Origin of the sequence: Lacticaseibacillus zeae DSM 20178 = KCTC 3804, from assembly GCF_000260435.1 — a bacterium.
Lineage (GTDB): Bacteria > Bacillota > Bacilli > Lactobacillales > Lactobacillaceae > Lacticaseibacillus > Lacticaseibacillus zeae.
This window is the reverse complement of record NZ_BACQ01000049.1, coordinates 28,767-47,028: the sequence shown is the minus strand read 5'-3', so window position 1 is coordinate 47,028 and position 18,262 is coordinate 28,767. Positions and strand designations below refer to the sequence as shown.

Below are 18,262 nucleotides of genomic sequence, written 5' to 3'. Positions count from 1 at the left end.
GCTGGCGCACGGAGCAAGTGGTTCAGGCGTTACAACGAGTCAAACGGCGTCACCGACACAAATTAAGGCGACACCGCAATATCATGTATCCGTTGTTAAAAACGCACCGGTAAGTTCACTCAAGTATTTTGGTTTACAGGTTTCAAATTCAGCAGCGGGTAAAACCGAAGCTAAGACAACGGCAGTTAAAACAACAGCTGTTACTACTAAAGCAAGTACAACGACTGCAGCCGCGACAGCTAAGACAGCGGCAACGACTGCATCTGTCAATAAAACCGCTGCTGTCAAACAAACAACGACCTCGACGGCCAAGAAGACCACTGTCGTTGTTGATTTACTCGACGCGACGGCAGCTGTTCAACCGGCTGGACAGGCAATTGCCCATCCGCAATGGTCAGTTGTTACCAGTGTCGCTATTAAGAAAACAACACAGCCGACTGTCGCAAGTTCAACTTCAGCTGCGACTAAGGTAACCGCTTCTTCTACTGTCGCCGTGACAACGACCAAGGCGGCAACCGAGACCCAAGTTTCCAGTGCGCCTGCAGCGCCAGCCAAGGTAACCACCTCGGCGCCAGCTGCAAGTACAACGACAGCGCCAGCTACGAAAGCTCCTGCGCCGGCAGTAAAAGCATCAACACCAACCGTAACGAGCTCATCGACAAAGGTTGATCTGCTCAACAGCACAGCCGCTTCACAACCGGCTAATCAATCGGTTGCCCATCCGAGCTGGTCAGTTGCTTCGGGTACCGTTGCTAGTCAACAGCCAGCTGCCCAAACCGCGGTCAAGGCTTCGACGCCAGCCCCGGCAGCTTCAAATGCCCCAGTTGCTTCGACGCCAGCCCCAGCCGCTAAACCAGCTGCCGCACCGTCGACAACGCAAGCCTCTGCAGCGGCAGCAACACCGGCACCGGTTCAACCGGCAAAGCCAGCACCGGTCGTTACACCGGCGCAACCAGTTAAACCGCAAGTTCAACCCGCACCAACTTATGCGAGTCGGGTCTTGATGTTTGCTGGGGTCACCGTGCCGTATATCATTGGTAACGAAAGCATGGATGCTGCGCCGGCTAATGGCGCTGCAACTTGGGGCGGTCAGGCTAACTACAGCAATAACAGCGGCGAAAATACGCACTTTATCGGGCATAACCCTGGGGCGTTTGCCGCAATGCTGTCATTAGGCATCGGTTCGCCGATCACCGTTACGGATGCAGCCGGCCAAGCCCGCACGTATCACGTTTATCGGTTAGCAACCGTTAACCCGAACGCAGTCACCGCGGATGGTCAGGATCTGTGGGATGAAATCACCGGTACTGGCGGTGGTCAACGCATTACCTTACAAACATGTGTCGGTGACTACTGGCGCCTGATTGCCTTTGCGCGCTAATAAAAGGCGCTGCACGGACATCGACACCAAAGTTTGACAGGAAAGTTAGGCAGTTATTTTAAGCCTTATCAAGTAGAAAGATCGCGATACTCATGAATTAAAAAGCCGCCGTCAAGCTTCTGACTTGACGACGGCTTTTAGTATGTTGAGCGTTCTCTGGCTTCCTGCGTCAGAGAACGCGTTACGGTGACGACAAATTCAAAAACTCCGCTAGTCAACCGGCACGTCCACAATCCAGCCTTCCGGAGCCGGGACATCGCCAAACTGGATGCCGGTCAGCTCATCATAAATTTTCTTAGTGTAAGGCCCAACTTCCGTTTCGGAATAAAAGACGTGCTCATGGCCGTTGTACGTGATGCTGGCAATTGGCGTAATGACCGCGGCGGTGCCACATGCCCCAGCTTCGCCAAATTGATCTAAGTCCGTAATGGCAATCTTGGTTTCCTCGGTCTTCATGCCGAACCGATCATGCGCCAGTGTCAAGATGGAGTACTTCGTGATACTTGGCAAGATCGAAGGAGACTTCGGCGTTTTCAAAGTTTTACCATCTTTTGAAATCCCAAAAAAGTTAGCCGAACCGACTTCTTCGATGTACTTATGCTCAATTGGATCCAGGTAGATCGCGTCGCCATAGCCGTGTTCATGCGCAAACTTGCCTGCTTGCAAAGAGGCCGCATAGTTGCCGCCGACTTTAGCCTGACCAGTCCCGTAATGGGCAGCGCGGTCATGCTGATCGGCAACAACAAATTTGGTCGGCACCATGCCGCCTTTGAAGTAAGGACCCACTGGCATGGCAAAGACATCAAAAATGTATTCTTTTGCCGGTGCAACGCCGATATTGGGGCCAACCCCAATGAGCATTGGCCGCAAGTAAAGCGTGGCGCCGGTACCGTATGGCGGCACGTAGTCATGGTTGGCAGCTACAACCTGTTTGACCGCGTCCACGAACCGGTCTTCAGGGAACGGTGGCATCAATAACTTTTCCGCAGAGTTATGTAGCCGGTGGGCATTTTGATCAGGGCGGAAAAGTTGAATTTTTCCGAACTTGGCACGGTAAGCTTTAAGCCCTTCGAAGGCACCTTGGCCATAGTGCAAAATCGGGGAGCCTTCGTTGAGACTTAGATTTGGGTCAGTGGATAGGGTGCCTTCATCCCAGGCACCGTCCTTCCAGTGGGCAACATAGCGATACGGCAGTTGCATGTAATCAAATCCTAGGTTGTTCCAATCTATATCGACGCTCATCGTCATCCCTCCAGTGGTTGGGTGTTTAACTAGACCAGCAAATTTGGTCAGTTTGGTTAACATTGCGATTCCATTAAATAATATAAGTTCCATCTTAGAGTATTCTCACAAATAACTCAACCGAAAAAATTGTATTTACTGTTAATATCTGGCGTAAGCGGTTACAATTAGACGCGTAAGGGGATTATATTCCTCTTGGCAGTGGCTAATCGTTTTATTTATAAAAGTGTTCAGGTGAGCGTTTCTTGAGCCTTTTGAATGTCTTGCTGTTACACTTGGGGCGATAGGGAATATTCGCGATACGTGATGTAGGTGAGGCAGGCCGAAGCATAACGCGTTCACCGGTGCAGAAACCTGCGTGTAAGGACCTTGGGCACAATGGCCTAAGCCCGAACCAGTGCGCCCGAGGCCGCTTACACTTCGGTTTCTAAGCGCGCCGGCTCACGCTCACGTGATTGGGGGAGTGATCATGATTCAAGGATTAAAAGATTGGTTATATCTTTTCAACACAGGACAGGATTTTCAAAGTTACAACCGGTTTGGTGCCCATGAAGTGGAACCAGGTAAATGGTCATTCCTCGTTTGGGCGCCGCATGCCAAGCAGGTTCGAGTCGTTGGCGACTTTAATGATTGGCAGGGGAGTCCGTTAAAGCTCCAAGGGCAAACCGGTTGTTGGTACGGTGAATTGCCTGCCCAGAAACATCAGTTATATAAGTATCAGATTGTTGGTCCGGACGGCGCGACGCACGAAAAGATTGATCCTTATGGCTTTGGCTTTGAACGTAAACCCGGCAGTGCCGCGCGGCTGGTCGATGTCCCCCGGATCACTTGGCATGACGATGCCTGGCTGGCCAAGCGCAGCAAGTGGCGCCCATATGACGAACCGCTGACGATTTACGAAGTGCACTTAGGTTCATTCATTCGTGACACCAATGCCGGCCCGGATGGCGGGTATATGACGTATCAAGACGCCATTGATAAGTTGATCCCGTATGTGAAGGATTTGGGCTACACCCACATCGAGTTTCTGCCATTAATGGAACATCCACTCGATGCCTCGTGGGGCTATCAGTTGATGGGTTATTTTGCCCCGACCAGCCGCTTCGGCGAGCCAGAAGACTTTCTGCGATTCGTCGATGCTGCGCATGAAGCCGGGCTTGGCATCATCATGGACTGGGTGCCGGGTCATTTTATTAAAAATACCGATATGCTGGCACAGTTTGACGGGACGCCGACCTTTGAATATACCGACCCGCATCGCGCCGAAAACGTTCGGTGGGGCACCTGGAATTTTGACTTAGGCAAGGCACAGGTTCAAAGCTTTTTAATTTCCAGCGCCATGTACTGGCTAGATCATTGCCACCTCGATGGGCTACGCGTTGACGCCGTTTCCAACATGCTGTACATGGATTATGACGCCGGCAAGGAAAATGACCGCAACCAATTTGGCGGCCGCGACAACCTCGAAGGCATTGCCTTTTTGAAGCGGTTGAATACCAAAGTGTTCGCCAAGCATCCCGATGTGCTCATGATGGCCGAAGAAAGCTCGGCTTATCCAAAGGTATCGGCGCCGATCAATACCGGCGGCCTAGGCTTCAATTACAAGTGGAACATGGGCTGGATGAACGATACGCTCAAGTTCTTTGAAGAAGACCCGGTTTATCGCCACAGTGATATGAATTTATTGACGTTCTCATTCATGTATATGTACAACGAACAATTCGTCTTACCATTTTCACATGATGAAGTGGTGCATGGTAAGAAGAGCCTGATGCATAAAATGCCAGGCGACCGATACAATCAGTTCGCTAATCTACGCACCATGTACGTCTGGCAAACGACATTCCCCGGGAAAAAGCTATTATTCATGGGCAGTGAATGGGGACAGTTTCTCGAATGGCGCGACTGGAGCGAGCTTGAGTGGGTCGACTTGAAGGATCCGATGAATAAGAAGATGCAAGGCTTCACGAAGACGCTGAATCATTTATACACCGCCCGTCCAAGCTTGTGGCAACAAGATCATGAACCGGCCGGCATTAAGATCACCATGGCCGACGAACCGGATGTCATGAGCTACATCCGCTACGGTAAGCAACCAGATGATTTCACGGTGGTCGCAATGAATTTCGTGCCAGTCCAAAAAGACCACTTCAAGATCCCGGTACCAAGACTAGGCACGTACACCGTGCTTTTGAATACAGAAAACATCGACTTCGGCGGCACCTGGACCAAGTGGCAGGCAACCCTAACGGCAAAAGAAGGCAACACCCACGGCGAACCGGCATGGCTCGACGTCATCCTACCAGCCATGGGCGCCTTGCTCATCGCCCCTAAAAAACTGGCACCGCTGCCCAAGCCACCAAAACAACAAAGCAAGCACCAGCCAGCAATCACCGGCAGCCCGTCACCCAAAGCCATTGCCAACCAAAAGCGTCAGGCAATCAGCCACCACAAAGATTGGGGAACAACCCCAGCGCGGGCCCAGCCGCCAACAACGTCGCTTGTCGTTAAGACTGACAAGAATTCGTGAGATGTCTGGTGCTCGATGCCCAGTGCCAAGGCGTAGTGATCGGAGGCCAGAGGGGGCTCAGTGGTGAAATTGTACTAGCCGGGTGGTCTTCCCGGCGTAGTACAAGGCCGAGCTTTGAGACTCAGCGGGCTTTGCTGAGGCTCAAAGTCGTGCCCACCACGTTCCAGCCCCCTCTGGCCGGAGATCGCGGAGTTTGGCACGACACGGAATCCATTGTCTAAACCTTTTTCACTGCTGCAAGCCAATCATGCAAGATATTTAAAAAGAGGCATCAGAGCATTTTTTAGATCTTTTTATATAAAGAAGTAAGGGGGGAAGGCGCACCACATGCGCCGCAATCATGAGTACTGAAATGTTGGGAATCATTCTAGCCGGAGGTCAAGGCACGCGTTTAGGCAAATTAACCAAAACCACTGCCAAGCCATCCGTGCCGTTCGGAGGCCGTTACCGCATCATCGATTTTACCCTGAGCAACTTAGCCAACTCGGGGGTAAACACCGCGGGGGTCATCACCCAGTATCAGCCGCTTGAACTGAATCGCCACATTCAAAACGGTGCCAGCTGGGGCTTGAACGAACGCGGCGCCGGCGTCACGATCCTGCAGCCATATGCCTCAAGCGAAGGCGAAAAGTTCTTTGAAGGCACGGCGCATGCGATCTACCAAAATATTGCGTATATCGATTCTTATAATCCGCAATACCTTTTAATTCTATCCGGCGATCACATTTATAAAATGGATTACCAAGCCATGCTGGACTACCACAAAGCCAAGAAAGCATCCTTGACCGTGGCCGTCATGCCCGTCGCCAAAGACGAAGCAAAGCGTTTTGGCATTATGAACACCGATGACACTGACCGGATTATCGAATTCGAAGAAAAACCGGCCAAGCCAAAGAGCAACTTGGCATCTATGGGGATCTACATCTTCAACTGGCCAACGCTCAAGCAATACCTGACAGAAAGTTATGCGACAGATGGGGCAATGGAAGACTTCGGTCATGACGTCATTCCAGCGTATCTAACCCATAACGAAGCCAGCTATGCTTACGCGTTCCGGGGTTACTGGAAGGATGTCGGGACGATTCAGAGTCTGTGGGAAGCGAACATGGAATTCCTGAATCCGAACAACCCGCTCAACATCGGCAATCGCAACTGGCGCATTTTCAGCCAAAACGAAGCACTGCCACCGATGTTCCTGACCAAAACCGCCAAAGTCTCCGGCTCGATGATTGTGGACGGCTGCTATGTTGCCGGTGCCATTGAGCACAGCATCTTGAGTCAAAATGTCAAAATTGGGGAAGGCTCGGTTATTAAAGATAGTATGATCATGCCAAACGCCGTCATCGGTAAGAACGTCACCGTCGATCACGCGATTGTCGGCGAAAATGCAATCATCGGTGACAATGGCAAGGTTGTCGGAAAGCCAAATGAAATTAGTGTTGTCGGTTACGGGGAAGTTTTAGGAAGGACTGAAAAAGAATGAGAAAAGGCGATTTAGCAGCAATCATTGATCTGAATGAAAAAGATGACTAAATTCAGCCATTGACGGCAGCCCGCCCGATCGGCACGCTGCCATTTGCAGGGCGCTACCGGCTCATTGATTTTCCGCTGTCGTCACTGGATCACGCCAATGTTCGCAGTGTGGCGATTTTCCTGCCTAAATCTGGGCGCAGTGTCACCGACCACATCCGCAGCGGGTCCACCTGGAACATGGATCAGATCACTGGCGGCATTTTCACGTATCCGTATATGGCCGGCCGCGATTACGAAGATCCGCAGCTGCGGGCCCGTTATTATGATGACTATCTGCAATTTCTGCGCAAGAGCAGCGCTCAATACACGATCATCATGGGCACCCAAAATGTTGCCAATGTCGATGTGGACGCGATTGTGGCGTACCATCAAGCCGGTGAAAGTCCCGTCACCGCCGTTTACAAGAATTTACCGGAAACGGCGATGCAGCCTGAGGATCTCACGTTGGACATGACCGAATTGGGGACTGCCAGCTCGGTTGTGCCGGCCTCGGAAAACCGCGGTCACCTTAAAGAAGGCAAAATCCCGGCGTTCATGGACATTTACCTCATCGGCACCATCGACCTGATTGATTTACTGATCGATGCATCCGAAGCACCGACATTCAAGCGCCTACCGCAGATTATGCGCGAAGCCGTGTTGCAAAATAATGCCAATGCGTTTGAGTACACCGGCTTTTTGGCGAAGCTCAATACGATTCAGCGTTATTATAACGCGAACATGAGCATGCTGGAGGATCAGAACTATCAGGCATTGCTGTACAGTGCCAACTCGATTGAGACCAAGAATAAGAACGAAATTCCGACGTACTTCTCAACCGAATCGAAAGTAACGAACAGCTTGCTCGGCACCGGTGATTTCATTGAAGGTGACGTCAACCACTCGATTCTTTTCCGCAATGTCCACATTCATCGGGATGCGCTGGTTGATCATAGCATTGTCATGCAAGGCAGCAAGGTTGGCACTGGCTCCAGCGTGAAGTATGCGATTCTGGACAAAGGCGTGATCATCGGGCCGAACCTGGCTTTGGAAGGCACCCCGGAAGAACCGCTTGTATTCGCCAAGAATCAGAAAGTCTTTCAGCCAGATGGTAAGGGAGTGACGGCTCGTGCTTAAAGTTCTTTTTACTGCTGCAGAAAGTGCTCCGTTTTACAAAACCGGGGGCTTAGGTGATGTCACGTATGCCTTGCCAAAAGCGATCAAAAAGCAAGGCGTCGACATTCGGGTTGCTATTCCATTTTACGAAAAAAAGTTTCCGGCTAAGTATCTGCCTAAGGTTAAGAACCTGACGCATTTTACGATTGAAATGGGTGGTCGCCCGGTTTACGTGGGTCTTAAAACGATTAAGCTGGGGGATGTGACGTATTATCTGATCGATAACCGCCAGTATTTTGATCGCGATGGCCTGTATGGGTACTGGGATGATGGCGGCCGGTTCGGGTTCTTCCAGATGGCCGTCATCGAAATGCTGCAGGTGATTGAGTGGATTCCGGATATCATTCATGCCAACGACTGGCACACGGCGTTTATTCCGGTGCTGTTGAAGGAGAAGTATGGCTGGATTCGTCCTTATCAAAATATTAAAACCCAGCTGACTATCCATAACTTGCAGTTTCAGGGATGGTTCCCGCCGTCGATTCTGGACACGGTCTTTCAAATTGGCCGCCAGAGTTTTAATGACGATGGTTTTGCCCAGGATGGTTCGGTCAATTGGCTTAAAGGCGGCATCAATTTTGCTGATTTAGTGTCGACGGTGAGTCCGAGCTATGCGCAGGAAATTCAATCACCGGCATTTGGCGAGCATTTGGATGGCACATTACGCAAACAAAGTGGTAAATTAGTCGGGATCCTGAACGGGATCGATGCGGAAGTGTATGATCCGGAAACCGATCCGCATCTGGCGTATCATTACAACGCCAAGAATTTAAAAGGCAAAGCCAAGGACAAACGCGTTTTGCAAGACGAGATGCATTTGCCAAAGCGGTCCGATCCGCTGTTTGCGATGGTCAGTCGGCTAACCCGCCAAAAAGGTGCCGACTTACTCGTTGACGCCTTGGAAAACTTCTTGGTGCAGAATAATGTTCAGGTTGTCATCTTGGGAACTGGCGATCGCGATCTGGAAGAAGATTTACTATCGATGCAGGATCGCTTCCCGGGTCAGTTAGCCGTGCGGATTAATTTTGACGAAGCGATGGCGCAGCGGATTTATGCTGGGGCCGACTTCTTCATGATGCCGAGTGCCTTTGAACCCAGCGGCTTAGCGCAGATGATGGCGATGCGGTATGGAACGTTGCCAATCGTGCATGAAACCGGCGGGCTGCGGGATTCGGTGACGCCGTATAACGCGGAAACCGGTGCCGGCAACGGCTTTAGTTTCTGGGAGTACAATGCTGGTGTCTTTGCGAAAATCTTACGAATGGCCAAAAATGTTTACGCGGATCAGCCTAAGGTTTATGCTCGACTGCAGCAACAAGCCATGGCCATGGATTTTGACTGGCATCATTCGGCGGCTGCGTATTTGAAGGGGTATGACCGAATTTTAGGCAAAGCATGAGGTGGCAATCAACGAGGTCGGGTCGAATCGCACGCGAAGCAGGTAAGGCGGGCAACGTCTAACCAAAAGTGGCGGAGATTTGATTGGACCTCGTTATTCATGTTTAGGCGAACGGTTACGGTTGTTTATTTTGATGAGGTGTATATTTGATGGCATTAACGAAGGAACAATTCATCACGGAATTCAAAGATATGGCCTTAAAATTGTACGCAGCGCCGATTGAAGATCTGTCTTCACAGCAGCTTTATCAGGCGCTTGCGTTACTGACACGGTCATATATCGCCCAGCCTTGGGCTAACACCAAGGAGCGCTATGACAAGGAAGAAACCAAACAGGTCTTTTATTTCTCGATCGAATTTTTACCGGGCCGTCTGCTGCAATCAAATTTGCTGAATCTCGGAATTTTGGACGAAGTTGAGGCTGGTTTGGAAGAATTGGATCTACATCCACAAAAGATTTTTGCTGCTGAAGCGGATCCTGGCTTAGGTAACGGCGGGCTGGGCCGGCTGGCTTCGGCGTTTATGGATGCCATGGCCAGCGTTGGCATGGCTGGCAATGGGAATGGTATTCGTTATCAGTACGGCCTGTTTAAGCAGGCATTTGTGAATGGGTATCAAGTTGAATTGCCGGATGATTGGATGCGCAATGGTTTTCCTTGGGAGACGCGTAAGGAAAATCGCGCTGTCACCGTGAAGTTTGGCGGCTGGGTTGAATTGCGGCCTAGTCGCAGCGGCCATTTGCGGGTGATTTATCATAATACCGATGATGTCTTGGCTGTGCCGTATGATGTGGCGATGGTTGGGTATCACAATGGCGTTGTCAATAATTTGCGGTTGTGGTCAGCCGAGGCGCCGATTAATGCCGGCCCGCATTTTACCTTAGAGCAGCGCGAACGAATTAATCAGATCACCCAGATTCTGTATCCGGATGACTCGGATAATGCTGGCAAGGAATTGCGGTTGCGGCAGGAATACTTCTTCACGAGTGCCGGGATTCAAAGCATTGTCCGTCATTATCGTCGCACTCACAACAGTATGGCCGGGTTTGCCGATCGGGTGGCGATTCATATTAACGATACCCACCCGGCGATGGCAATTCCTGAGTTGATGCGAGTGTTGATGGACGACGAGCATGTGGGCTGGGATGAAGCCTGGCGTATTACGCTCAAAGTGATGAGTTATACGAATCACACGTTGCTTTCCGAAGCGCTAGAAGTTTGGCCCATTGACATGTTCAGCGGATTGTTACCGCGGATTTACCAGATTGTGCAGGAAATCGATCGCCGCTTCCGGTTAGCCTTTGTGCCGCAATTTGGCCAGGCCATGATCGATCGCATTGCGCCGCTGGGTAACGGGCAGGTGCGCATGGCGTATCTGGCAACCATCGGCTCGCACGCGGTGAATGGGGTGGCGCCGCTTCATAGTGAATTGCTGAAAAAAGATGTGCTGCATGATCTTTTCCAGATTTTTCCGGAGCGGTTTAACAATAAAACCAACGGCATTACGCCGCGGCGCTGGATTCAAATCGGCGATCGGCCGCTGGCGCACTTGTTGGATAAGAAAATCGGAACGGCGTGGCGGCAGAATCCATTGGCGCTGCGTAAATTACATGACTACATTGACGATACGCGGTTTTTGGCCGATTTAAACGCGACCAAAGCGGAAAATAAGCGGGAACTGGCTAAATATATTGACCAAACCGTGCATGTTAAAGTCGATCCCGATGCCATCTTTGATGTGCAGATTAAACGACTGCATGCTTACAAGCGCCAGTTACTGCATCTTTTAGGAATTCTGGACGCATACTTGGCGATTAAGCGCGGCGAGAAACGACCGAAGCGGCTGCATATTTTTGGAGCGAAAGCTGCGCCTAGTTATGTGTATGCCAAGGAGATCATTAAGGTCATGAATGCGGTGGCCGATATGGTCGATAGTGATCCGGAAGTCAGTCCTTATTTGCAGGTGGTCTTTTTGCCGAACTATGGTGTCTCGATGGCTGAAAAGATTATTCCGGCGGCGGATATTTCCGAGCAGATTTCAACGGCCGGTAAGGAAGCTAGCGGTACGAGTAACATGAAGCTGATGAGTGCCGGGGCGTTGACCTTGGCGACGTTGGATGGCGCTAACATCGAGATTAAGAATGCGGTTGGCGATGATAATATCGAGATCTTCGGGTTAACCGAAAAGGAGATTGCCGGGTATTACCAGCGCGGCGATTATCGGTCGCGGGACTTTTATGAAAAGGATCCGCGGTTGCATGCCGTGTTGGATATGCTAGTGAATGGGAAGATTCCGGGGATTGAGACGGAAGGCCGCGATATTTACAATGCGTTGTTGATGTATAATGACGAGTATTTCGTGCTGGCGGATTTTGAGAGTTATCTGGCGGCTAATGCGCGGTTGGATAAGCTTTATCAGCAGCCTGAGCTTTGGGCGAAGAAGGCGTTGGTTAATATTGCGGAGAGTGGTCGGTTCTCGGCGGACTTTACGGTTCAGCGGTATGGCCGCGAGATTTGGCATGTGGTTCCGCAGACGCCTGAGGATGATGGTAGTGACACTGAAGCATAAGTAGTATCGCAGTGGCAACTTGGCTTGGTGTGTGACAGTGATGTCTGCTACTCCGCGCCAAACTCCGCTATCTCCGGCCAGAGGGGGCTGGAACGTGGTGGGCACGACTTTGAGCCTCTGCAAAAAGCGCAGAGTCTCAAAGCTCGGCCTTGTACTACGCTGGGAAGATCACCCAGCTAGTACAATTTCACCACTGAGCCCCCTCTGGCCTCCGATAGCTCCGCCTTGGCACTCTGCGTTAGTTGGAGTTGGTGTTGCGTTTAACTTCATCAACTAAGGCTAATGTCACAGCATTGCCACATTTTGTAGAGCAGGGAGGTTCACATGTTTCAATTCGATTCATTTACCGATCGGCGGCCGTTTGGGGCTGTTCGGGAGGGGACGCTGGTGCATTTTTCGGCTAAGGCTGACGGTGCCGTGACGCAGGCGTCGTTGGTGGTTGCTGCGGATGGTCAGTGGGATCAGGCGCAGACGTTGCCGATGACGCAGAGTCCGAATGGTTATACGGTTACTTTTACCCCGCCGTCTTCGGGATTGTGGTTTTATCATTTTGAATTGCAAACTGATGAAGGCCGTCAGCGGTTTGGTGCGGTTGATGGTGGTTATGGCGGCATGGTACAGACTTATTCAGACAATGCGGATGTGGTTAGCTATCAGTTGACGGTGGTGCATGCGTTTGATCCCGTGCCGGATTGGTACAAGAATGCCCGCTTTTACCATATTTTTGTGGATCGGTTTCAGAATGGTAATGCAGATGGCCATGTGAATGCTCCTAAGGCTAATTCATTTATCTATGGGCGCCAGTCGGATCGGCCGATGTATATTCGCGGGAATAACGGCGAAGTTCTTCGCTGGGATTTTTATGGCGGCAATTTGGCCGGGATTCAGCAAAAGTTGCCGTTGTTGGCCGCGCGTGGGATCAACGCGTTGTATCTCAGTCCGATTTTTCAGGCGCGTAGCAATCATCGTTATGACACCGGTGATTATTACGCGATTGATGAAGTCTTGGGTACGTTGCATGATTTTAAACAGTTTTTGGCGGCGGCGCATCGGCAGGGGATGCATGTCATTCTCGATGGCGTCTTTAACCATGTCGGTGCGGATAGTCGGTATTTCAATGCGGTGAATGAATACAATGATGTCGGGGCGGCCAACAGTCTGGATTCGCCGTATGCCTCGTGGTTTTCGTTTAAACGGTTTCCGGACGATTACAACAGCTGGTGGGGCGTGAAGGATCTGCCGGCGATTAATAAAGACAATCAGGATTTTCATAACTTTATTGCCGCCAAAAAGGATTCCGTTATCAGTTATTGGACGGATATGGGCGTTGATGGTTGGCGGCTAGACGTTGCGGACGAACTGACCGATGGCTTTATTCGGCAGATTCGGAGCACACTTGATCAGTTTCCGGATCGCGTTTTGATCGGCGAGGTGTGGGAAGATGCGTCGAATAAACAGGCTTATGGCAAGCGGCGCCAGTATTTTGAAGGCGGTGAGCTGAATGCCGTGATGAACTACCCGTTGCGGTCGATGCTGATTGATTTTGTCAATGGCCAGCTCAATGCAGCCGGCTTTGTCCGCCAGTTGATGACGTTAAAAGAAAATTATCCGCCGAATGCGTTTGATTTTAACTTTAATAACATTGGCACTCACGATACGCCGCGGATTTTAACGGTTTTGAATGGCGATCGCCAGAAGCTGAAATTACTGGTTTCGCTTTTCTATTGGTTGCCAGGGGTGCCGTGTCTATATTACGGCGACGAAGCCGGATTGACCGGTGGTAAGGATCCGGATAACCGTGCCTTTTATCCTTGGGGGCATGAAGATCAGGAGATTATGGATTTATATCAGATTGCGATTCAGACCCGCATCGATCAACCGGCATTGGCGGCAGATGCCGCATTCTTTCCGTTTACTTTTGAGGACAGCTTCGGCTTTGTCCGCCAAAACGAGGAGCAGACGCTGGTGGTGCTGGCCAATCCAACCTGTTCGCCGCAAGCGTTGCAGGATGCCAATACCAAGCTAGTTCCGGCAAATCTGCGCTCGTTGTTACCGGTGGGAACCATGGTGCCGCCGTGCAGTGTGATTTGGCAGGAACTTTAGGTGCAAGTTTGGTTTTTGATAACCGATACAGGCAGTAAAAAAACAGCAACCCAGCCTTTTTGGCAGTTGGTTGCTGTTTTTGTGTTCTGTTATATCAGCCCGCTATACCGTGATAGCTAGGGTCTCGCGTAGTCCGCTGGTCTGATAAACGCGGGTTTCCTTGGTGACGAAAATGGCTTCCTGACCTTCTGCCTCGATGGCGTCGTATCCAGCCGGAATGCCGGCATAGAAGCCGATGGAAGACAACACATCGCCAAGGAGGCCATTATCAGCGATCACGGTGATGCTGGCCATGTTGGATTCAACTGGATAGCCTGTGTTAGGGTCAATTAAGTGGTGATACTCCTTGCCGGCAATTTTGGATTGGCGTTCAAAAATGCCGGTCGTGACCACTGCTTTTGGTTCGGTTGTCAGGGTCGCGATGCTGCGCTTTTCGGGGTAGCGCGGATCGGCGATGGGCCACTGCCATAGCGGAATCCCGCTGGCTGCCTTGCCGACCAGTCGTTGGTTGCCCCCTAAGTCAATCAGACCACCTTCGACGCCGGTCTTGTCCCATAAGTCGTAAACCTGATCCACAATAAACCCTTTGGCAATGCCACCCAGATCAAGCGCCATGCCTTTTTGGGGTAGAAAAACGGTTTGATTTTCCGAATCCAGTTCAACCAGATTCGGATCGGTTAACGCTAAAGCAGCGCTGACTTCGCTGGCCGATGGAATGCGAGCATCAGCAAAACCGATCCGCCACAGCTTAACGATTGGCCCGATTAAAGCATTATAACCAAGTCCGCGCTTACTCCAGGCAATCGCTTGGGCAATGAGATTGAAGACCGGACGGACAGGGATGTGAACCGGCGTTTTACCGGCCTGATTGTTGATCATGACGAGCAGCGATTCTTCGTCATAAAGCGACAGTAAATGGGCATAAGCGCGAATCATGCTGACGCTTTGATTCAGAAGTTCATTGGCGCCGTCTGTGTAAATGGTCAGCGTGTTATCCGCCCCTAGGCCGTGAAAGGTTGTGGTCGTTGTCATAGTGCACCTCCAAAGTCGTTGTTAGTTCTTGATTACAGTATGAACGGTTTGCATATTTGTTGCAATCGTTACGATTTCAGGTAATATTCGAAGTGAATGGTAACGGATTCATCTGGGGTTCGCAGTAGAAGTCACTAGAAGGAGAAAGTTATGGCGTACAGCTCGGCACAACAGGAAGCGCTAAAAGAATTCAAGCAAGACATCGGTCATCTCAACGCATTGTCAAATACGAATCGCCAAAGGCTCATTATGATGCTTGGTGCTGCTAAGAATAACTCCGGCGTTAAGGTCAGCGATCTGGCCGATGCGATTGGATTGTCGCAACCGGCAACGTCGCATCATTTGAAACGGCTGAAGGACATCGGTATGGTCGCATCCCGGCATGAAGGGAATATGATTTACTATTACTTAACGCTCGACGACACCATTGCGCGGTTGGAACGTCTGGCCAGTGCGTTAAGGCGGCAGACGGAAGAATATGAGACAGGTGAATCACAGGATAGCTGAGAGGCTGATCCGTGATTTGGCGTGATGAATGTAAAAGTTTTGTAAGAAAGCGCTTGCGTCATTTAAAACGAATATTTTACGGTGGTACGGCCACATTGTTGCTTTATAATAGTTATTAAATAGTCTATTCAACAAGGGGGATTAGCATGGATGCTGGCCGCAATATTTTAAAAGATGAACAGCGCCGATTTGCGCGGCTTAAAAGCGCCCAGCATGCCGCTGTGTTAAATTTATTTGTTTACGGCGGTTTGACGGTGGCTGAATTGTGGATTGCCCAGTTAGCTCATTCTCGGGCTTTAGCCGCGGATGGGTTGAATAACCTGACCGGGGTGGCGTCGGCACTTATCTTGCTTTGGGGCTTACAAATTTCCCAACAGCGACCGGACAGCGAGCACCGTTTTGGCCACTGGCGGTTTCAAACAATTGCGACCTTGTTCTCCGGCTTGATTATGCTGGTGGTTGGCGCGGATGTTGTCTTGGATGGTTACCACGGCTTGCAGGCTTGGGCCCAGGGCAAAGTCCAAGTTCCGGGCATACTGGCGGTTTATGTGAGTCTGGCGGCAGGAATAGCTATGGGCGCCATCTCGCTAATGAATCATATTCGCGCCAAACAGCTGAATAGTAGTGTTTTGCGAACGGCGTCTAAGGATAGCTTTTCAGACGCCGCAACCAGCACGGGGACTCTGCTTGCCATTTTAGGCGCCAAAGCCGGTTGGCTGTGGCTTGATGGCGGGGCTGCGCTTGCTGTCGGGATTTTGATTTTGTATGCAGCTTGGACCATCTTGCGGGATGCCATTTTTGAACTGACAGATGGCTTTGATACCAAGAAAATTGCGGCGTATCGGCAAACCATCACCCAAGTGCCCGGCGTCCTCGGCGTTCAAAGCATCGAGGCCCGGTACGCTGGCGACGCAGTTTTGCTCACGATTGGCATTCGGGTTGATCCCAAGATGACCGTCGCCGATTCTTATGAGTTAGGCGAGCAGGTCGAGCGCAAACTAATGGATAAGTATGATATTCTCGATGCCGATGTCAAAACGTATCCGGCCGACTTGCCGCCGAATGATGCGCCGCAAGATCCGCGGAATTAGCTGGTCAGTTGGCAAATAACTTTAAAAATATTGACGCTGTACAAATCCTGAGCATGTGATAAGATTTGAAGTATCATTTACCAGTTGAGCCGCAGTAGTGGTGTTAGGTAGTCTTCAGAAAAACGGTGGTTGCTGCGAACCGTTGCGCTTAACAGCATGAATTACAACTCAAAAAACACTGGCCGCGGGTCATGCCGATATCCATGAGAGTGATGCATAGCATAATTTGGGTGGTACCGCGGTGAAAATCGTCCCTGATCTTATTGATAAGATCAGGGACGATTTTTTTTGAGCGTAAGCCGGCTTCTGCGCCAGCGAACGCGTTCTGAAGAAGCGTGAACATTGCGGCTCGCGCACATGACAAATAGGAGGAAATCGATTGATGACAGAAACACAACGAGGCAAGATTCTAGACGAATTAAAATGGCGCGGGGCGTTAAATCAGCTGACCGATGAAGATGGCTTGCGCAAGCTGACCCAAGAGAAAGCGGTCAGTGTTTATTGCGGGACGGATCCGACTGGCGATTCTTTGCATGTCGGCCATTTGATCCCGTTTATGATTCTCAAGCGTTTTCAGCTGATGGGTCACCGTCCAGTAATCGTCATCGGTGGCGGTACCGGCTCGATTGGTGATCCGTCCGGGCGTAATTCCGAGCGGGTTTTGCAGACGATGGATACCATCGCCGCCAACAAAAAGAAATTAACGGCCCAAATGGAGAATCTGTTTGGCACGAAAGATTTCCGTATCGTTGATAATTATGATTGGTTATCGAAAATCTCGATGCTGGACTTTTTGCGGGATTACGGGAAGCTATTTTCCGTCAATAGCATGTTGAATAAAGAGGTTGTTGCCAGTCGTCTGGAAACCGGGATTTCATACACTGAGTTCACCTATCAGATTCTGCAGTCGGTTGATTTTCTGCATCTGTTCAAACACGAAGACGTTCAGCTGCAAATTGGCGGTGCCGATCAGTGGGGCAACATCACAGCCGGGATTGACCTGATTCATCGAATTGAAGGCCCGGATGCCCGTGCTTACGGCCTCACGAATCCACTGATGCTCAAGGCGGATGGCACTAAGTTTGGTAAATCCGCAGGCGGGGCGGTTTGGCTTGATCCGGAAAAGACCTCGCCGTATGAGTTCTATCAATTCTGGTTCAACCAGGATGACGCCGATGTTGAAAAGTTCCTCAAGTTCTTCACGTTCCTGTCACGGGATGCGATTGCGGAATTGGTTGAAGCGACTAAAACGCATCCGGAAAAACGCGAAGCACAGCGGGAATTGGCCCGTTCTGTCACGAAGTTTGTTCACGGCCAAAAAGCAGTGGATCAGGCCGAAAGCATCAGTGCCGCACTTTTCTCCGGCGATGTCGCGGACTTGAGCGCTGAAGAAATCAAGCAGGGATTCAAGCAGTTTCCAACGGTGGAAGCGCCGAAAACTGCAGAGAATATCGTCACTTGGCTGGTAGATACCACTAAAATCGAACCGAGTCGGCGCCAGGCGCGTGAGGACATTCAAAATGGTGCGATCACAATTAATGGGACCCGCCAACGCGAGCTGGATTTTGAAGTTGATCCAAGCACCCATTTTGACGGCCAGTACGTCATTGTTCGACGTGGGAAAAAGCGGTACTTCCTGGTTAAGATCAAGTAAACGATGTCGGTAGCAGTTTGATCAACTAGGTAAACGTTACCAACCGAAAGCCAACCAGTAAAAATTAA

At 50.7% G+C, this 18,262-nt stretch carries 11 protein-coding genes and 1 pseudogene; 10 read left to right on the top strand and 2 right to left on the bottom strand.

Features of this window, described 5'->3' with window-relative positions; all coding sequences use genetic code 11:
• Window positions 1-583: 583 nt before the first annotated feature.
• Window positions 584-1,381 (top strand): annotated as a pseudogene (locus GSO_RS17805) (sortase domain-containing protein); the annotation flags it as partial.
• A gap of 210 nt (window positions 1,382-1,591) precedes the next feature.
• Here the strand turns inward: GSO_RS17805 and GSO_RS09670 are convergent.
• Window positions 1,592-2,623 (bottom strand): branched-chain amino acid aminotransferase, encoded by a 1,032-nt coding sequence (locus GSO_RS09670; RefSeq protein ID WP_010491569.1) that lies wholly within the window; start codon window positions 2,621-2,623, stop codon window positions 1,592-1,594.
• A 469-nt stretch (window positions 2,624-3,092) separates the two neighbouring features.
• Between GSO_RS09670 and glgB the strand changes: the two genes are divergently transcribed.
• From glgB to GSO_RS09640, 6 genes are all read left to right on the top strand, one after another.
• The gene (glgB, locus tag GSO_RS09665; protein WP_010491567.1) at window positions 3,093-5,153 is read left to right on the top strand and encodes a 1,4-alpha-glucan branching protein GlgB; all 2,061 of its coding nucleotides are present in this window, start codon (window positions 3,093-3,095) and stop codon (window positions 5,151-5,153) included.
• Between the two features lie 340 nt (window positions 5,154-5,493).
• Window positions 5,494-6,636, top strand: coding sequence for a glucose-1-phosphate adenylyltransferase (locus GSO_RS09660; RefSeq protein ID WP_010491565.1), 1,143 nt, complete (start codon window positions 5,494-5,496; stop codon window positions 6,634-6,636).
• 50 nt (window positions 6,637-6,686) lie between these two features.
• Window positions 6,687-7,802: a glucose-1-phosphate adenylyltransferase subunit GlgD gene (gene glgD / locus GSO_RS09655; RefSeq protein ID WP_235500839.1), complete on the top strand. Its 1,116-nt coding sequence runs from the start codon at window positions 6,687-6,689 to the stop codon at window positions 7,800-7,802.
• Window positions 7,795-9,240: a glycogen synthase GlgA gene (gene glgA / locus GSO_RS09650; RefSeq protein ID WP_010491563.1), complete on the top strand. Its 1,446-nt coding sequence runs from the start codon at window positions 7,795-7,797 to the stop codon at window positions 9,238-9,240. Before glgD ends, glgA begins: the two co-directional genes overlap by 8 nt.
• A 149-nt stretch (window positions 9,241-9,389) precedes the next feature.
• A complete protein-coding gene (locus GSO_RS09645; RefSeq protein ID WP_010491562.1) occupies window positions 9,390-11,807 on the top strand; it encodes a glycogen/starch/alpha-glucan phosphorylase in 2,418 nt (805 codons plus the stop codon).
• Between the two features lie 324 nt (window positions 11,808-12,131).
• Entirely contained in the window at window positions 12,132-13,910 is a 1,779-nt protein-coding gene (locus GSO_RS09640; protein ID WP_010491561.1) for a glycoside hydrolase family 13 protein, read from the top strand.
• Window positions 13,911-14,012: 102 nt separating this feature from the next.
• On the opposite strand, the gene GSO_RS09635 is transcribed toward GSO_RS09640, so the two are convergent.
• Window positions 14,013-14,942, bottom strand: coding sequence for an FAD:protein FMN transferase (locus GSO_RS09635; protein WP_010491560.1), 930 nt, complete (start codon window positions 14,940-14,942; stop codon window positions 14,013-14,015).
• A 150-nt stretch (window positions 14,943-15,092) separates the two neighbouring features.
• Here GSO_RS09635 and GSO_RS09630 point away from each other — a divergent pair, with 150 nt between their 5' ends.
• From GSO_RS09630 to tyrS, 3 genes are all read left to right on the top strand, one after another.
• Window positions 15,093-15,449, top strand: a complete 357-nt coding sequence (locus tag GSO_RS09630) for an ArsR/SmtB family transcription factor (protein ID WP_010491559.1) — start codon at window positions 15,093-15,095, stop codon at window positions 15,447-15,449.
• A gap of 146 nt (window positions 15,450-15,595) precedes the next feature.
• Complete coding sequence (locus tag GSO_RS09625; RefSeq protein WP_010491558.1) at window positions 15,596-16,540, top strand: cation diffusion facilitator family transporter; 945 nt, start codon at window positions 15,596-15,598, stop codon at window positions 16,538-16,540.
• A gap of 382 nt (window positions 16,541-16,922) precedes the next feature.
• Window positions 16,923-18,194, top strand: coding sequence for a tyrosine--tRNA ligase (gene tyrS, locus GSO_RS09620; RefSeq protein ID WP_010491557.1), 1,272 nt, complete (start codon window positions 16,923-16,925; stop codon window positions 18,192-18,194).
• Window positions 18,195-18,262 lie beyond the last annotated feature (68 nt).